The following is a 1,270-nucleotide window of genomic DNA, read 5'->3' as shown; positions in this document are numbered from 1 at the left end:
CACCGAGCTGTACGGCGCCGCGACCACCGAGGAGCAGCGCTTCCTGCACCGTCTGCTCACCGGCGAGCTGCGCCAGGGCGCACTGGAGGGGCTGATGGTGGACGCCGTCGCCGCCGCCTCCGGGGTGGCCGCGCCCGCGGTGCGCCGCGCGTTCATGCTGTCCGGCCGGCTGCCTGAGACCGCGGCCACCGCGCTGACCGGCGGACAGGACGCGCTCGCCGCGGTCGGGCTGGAGGTGGGCAGGCCGGTCCGGCCGATGCTCGCCGCCCCCGGCGACTCGCTCGACGCCGCGCTGGCCGCGCTCGGCACCGACGTCACCGTCGAACACAAGCTCGACGGCGCCCGCATCCAGGTGCACCGCCGCGGCGACGAGGTGCGGGTGTGGACACGCACCCTGCGCGAGATCACCGACGGCGTGCCCGAGCTGGTCGAGCTGGTGCGCGGACTGCCCTGCGACACCGCGGTGCTCGACGGCGAGACCCTCGCCCTCGACGACGACGGTCGCCCCCGCCCGTTCCAGGACACGATGAGCCGGTTCGGGACCGAGGAGTCCGGCGGCGAGGTGATGCTGTCGCCGTTCTTCTTCGACCTGCTCCACCTCGACGGCCGCGACCTCGTCGACGATCCCACCGAGACCCGGCTCGACGCGCTCGCCGGGCTGCTCGCCGCGGACACTCACGCCGCGCTGCGGATGCCGGGGGCCCGGCGGCCGTCGCCGGAGCAGGCCGCCGAGGTGCTGGAGGAGGCGCTGTCGGCGGGGCACGAGGGCGTCGTGGTGAAGGACCTGGCCGCGCCGTATGCGGCCGGGCGGCGCGGCAGGGCCTGGCAGAAGGTGAAGCCGGTGCACACCCTGGACCTGGTGGTGCTGGGCGCCGAGTGGGGCTACGGGCGGCGGACCGGGTCGCTGTCGAACATCCACCTCGGCGCCCGCGACCCGGACGGCGGGGAGCCGGTGATGGTCGGCAAGACGTTCAAGGGGATGACCGACGAGCTGCTGGCCTGGCAGACCGCGACCTTCCCGGAGTACGAGACGGCGCGCGAGCCGGGCGTGGTGCACCTGCGGCCCGAGCTCGTCGTCGAGATCGCGCTCGACGGCGCGCAACGCAGCACCCGCTACCCGGGCGGGGTCGCGCTGCGCTTCGCCCGGGTGCTGCGCTACCGCCCGGACAAGACCCCGGCCGAGGCCGACTCGCTCGACGCGGTGCGGGCGCTGCTGTCGGGCTGAGCGGCCGCGGCGCCGTCGCGGGCCACCGGGACCGAGCCCGCCGGG

Annotated in this window: 1 protein-coding gene; it reads left to right on the top strand. The window is 76.1% G+C overall.

What is annotated here, in order from left to right; translation table 11 throughout:
- Positions 1–1,225 (top strand): ATP-dependent DNA ligase (locus tag GTW08_RS10645; protein WP_161151837.1); only part of this gene is annotated, 1,225 nt, incomplete at its 5' end.
- Positions 1,226–1,270: the final 45 nt, after the last annotated feature.

Source organism: Pseudonocardia sp. SID8383, from assembly GCF_009864975.1.
Taxonomy (GTDB): domain Bacteria; phylum Actinomycetota; class Actinomycetes; order Mycobacteriales; family Pseudonocardiaceae; genus Pseudonocardia; species Pseudonocardia alni.
This window is presented reverse-complemented; position numbering and strand designations above follow the sequence as displayed.